The following is a 3,226-nucleotide window of genomic DNA, read 5'->3' on the forward strand; positions in this document are numbered from 1 at the left end:
TGCTCTTTAACAATCTGGAACAAGCTGAAAATTTGAAACAATCAGTACTGTAACCGCGCTAAGGCGGCAGTATTGAGGAGTCTCTCAATCACTCCAGTCCGAAGACACCTTCGGGTTGTGAGGTTAAGCGACTAAGCGTACACGGTGGATGCCTAGGCAGTCAGAGGCGATGAAGGGCGTGCTAATCTGCGATAAGCGCCGGTAAGGTGATATGAACCGCAATAACCGGCGATACCCGAATGGGGAAACCCAGTGCAATCCGTTGCACTATCATTAACTGAATTCATAGGTTAATGAGGCGAACCGGGGGAACTGAAACATCTCAGTACCCCGAGGAAAAGAAATCAACCGAGATTCCCCCAGTAGCGGCGAGCGAACGGGGAGCAGCCCAGAACCAACATCAGCATCCGCGTCAGGAGAACGGTCTGGAAAGGCCGGCAGTAAAGGGTGATAGCCCCGTATCTGAAGACGCAGGTGGTGTGAGTTCGACGAGTAGGGCGGGACACGTGGTATCCTGTCTGAACATGGGGGGACCATCCTCCAAGGCTAAATACTCCTGACTGACCGATAGTGAACCAGTACCGTGAGGGAAAGGCGAAAAGAACCCCGGCGAGGGGAGTGAAACAGAACCTGAAACCGTGTACGTACAAGCAGTGGGAGCCTTGATTTATCAGGGTGACTGCGTACCTTTTGTATAATGGGTCAGCGACTTATATTCTGTAGCAAGGTTAACCGTATAGGGGAGCCGCAGGGAAACCGAGTCTTAACTGGGCGTTAAGTTGCAGGGTATAGACCCGAAACCCGGTGATCTAGCCATGGGCAGGTTGAAGGTTGGGTAACACTAACTGGAGGACCGAACCGACTAATGTTGAAAAATTAGCGGATGACTTGTGGCTGGGGGTGAAAGGCCAATCAAACCGGGAGATAGCTGGTTCTCCCCGAAAGCTATTTAGGTAGCGCCTCGTGAATTCATCTTCGGGGGTAGAGCACTGTTTCGGCTAGGGGGTCATCCCGACTTACCAACCCGATGCAAACTGCGAATACCGAAGAATGTTATCACGGGAGACACACGGCGGGTGCTAACGTCCGTCGTGAAGAGGGAAACAACCCAGACCGCCAGCTAAGGTCCCCAAGTCATGGTTAAGTGGGAAACGAAGTGGGAAGGCTCAGACAGCCAGGATGTTGGCTTAGAAGCAGCCATCATTTAAAGAAAGCGTAATAGCTCACTGGTCGAGTCGGCCTGCGCGGAAGATGTAACGGGGCTAAACCATGCACCGAAGCTGCGGCAGCGACACTCAGGTGTTGTTGGGTAGGGGAGCGTTCTGTAAGCCTGCGAAGGTGTGCTGTGAGGCATGCTGGAGGTATCAGAAGTGCGAATGCTGACATAAGTAACGATAAAGCGGGTGAAAAACCCGCTCGCCGGAAGACCAAGGGTTCCTGTCCAACGTTAATCGGGGCAGGGTGAGTCGACCCCTAAGGCGAGGCCGAAAGGCGTAGTCGATGGGAAACGGGTTAATATTCCCGTACTCGGTGTTACTGCGAAGGGGGGACGGAGAAGGCTAGGCTGGCCGGGCGACGGTTGTCCCGGTTTAAGCGTGTAGGTGGGAAGAATTGGTAAATCCGTTCTTCTGTTAACACTGAGGCGTGATAACGAGGCACTACGGTGCTGAAGTAGCTGATGCCCCGCTTCCAGGAAAAGCCTCTAAGCTCCAGGTAACATTGAATCGTACCCCAAACCGACACAGGTGGTCAGGTAGAGAATACTCAGGCGCTTGAGAGAACTCGGGTGAAGGAACTAGGCAAAATGGTGCCGTAACTTCGGGAGAAGGCACGCTGGCGTTAGGTGAAAAGACACGCTCTTGGAGCCGAGGCCAGTCGCAGATACCAGCTGGCTGCAACTGTTTAATAAAAACACAGCACTGTGCAAACACGAAAGTGGACGTATACGGTGTGACGCCTGCCCGGTGCTGGAAGGTTAATTGATGGGGTTATCCGTAAGGAGAAGCTCTTGATCGAAGCCCCAGTAAACGGCGGCCGTAACTATAACGGTCCTAAGGTAGCGAAATTCCTTGTCGGGTAAGTTCCGACCTGCACGAATGGCGTAATGATGGCCAGGCTGTCTCCACCCGAGACTCAGTGAAATTGAACTCGCTGTGAAGATGCAGTGTACCCGCGGCAAGACGGAAAGACCCCGTGAACCTTTACTATAGCTTGACACTGAACCTTGAGCCTTGATGTGTAGGATAGGTGGGAGGCTGAGAAGTGTGGACGCCAGTCTGCATGGAGCCAACCTTGAAATACCACCCTTGAATGTTTGATGTTCTAACGTAGGCCCGTGAACCGGGTTGCGGACAGTGTCTGGTGGGTAGTTTGACTGGGGCGGTCTCCTCCCAAAGCGTAACGGAGGAGCACGAAGGTTAGCTAATCACGGTCGGACATCGTGAGGTTAGTGCAATGGCATAAGCTAGCTTGACTGCGAGAGTGACAGCTCGAGCAGGTACGAAAGTAGGTCATAGTGATCCGGTGGTTCTGAATGGAAGGGCCATCGCTCAACGGATAAAAGGTACTCCGGGGATAACAGGCTGATACCGCCCAAGAGTTCATATCGACGGCGGTGTTTGGCACCTCGATGTCGGCTCATCACATCCTGGGGCTGAAGTAGGTCCCAAGGGTACGGCTGTTCGCCGTTTAAAGTGGTACGCGAGCTGGGTTTAGAACGTCGTGAGACAGTTCGGTCCCTATCTGCCGTGGGCGTTGGAAGATTGAAAGGGGCTGCTCCTAGTACGAGAGGACCGGAGTGGACGCACCACTGGTGTTCGGGTTGTCATGCCAATGGCACTGCCCGGTAGCTAAGTGCGGAAGAGATAACCGCTGAAAGCATCTAAGCGGGAAACTTGCCTTGAGATGAGTCTTCCCTTGTCCCTAGAGGACACTAAAGGAACGTTCGAGACGAGGACGTAGATAGGCTGGGTGTGTAAGCGTTGCGAGACGTTGAGCTAACCAGTACTAATGAACCGTGCGGCTTAACCTGACAACACCGAAGGTGTTTTGGGGTGAGAGAGCAGTTTCAGAGACTAATCAGCTTGTTCGAGATGAGAAACAGAATTTGTCTGGCGGCAATAGCGCGGTGGTCCCACCTGACCCCATGCCGAACTCAGCAGTGAAACGCCGTAGCGCCGATGGTAGTGTGGGGTCTCCCCATGTGAGAGTAGGGAACTGCCAGACA

The 3,226-nt window shown here is 53.3% G+C and carries 2 rRNA genes; both read left to right on the top strand.

The window, feature by feature from the left end:
- Positions 1 to 121: 121 nt before the first annotated feature.
- Positions 122 to 3,031: ribosomal RNA gene (locus Xhom_RS48815) — 23S ribosomal RNA — on the top strand.
- Positions 3,032 to 3,109: 78 nt separating this feature from the next.
- Positions 3,110 to 3,225: ribosomal RNA gene (rrf, locus tag Xhom_RS48820) — 5S ribosomal RNA — on the top strand.
- Position 3,226: the final 1 nt, after the last annotated feature.

The organism is Xenorhabdus hominickii (genome assembly GCF_002632725.1).
Classification (GTDB): Bacteria; Pseudomonadota; Gammaproteobacteria; order Enterobacterales; family Enterobacteriaceae; genus Xenorhabdus; species Xenorhabdus hominickii.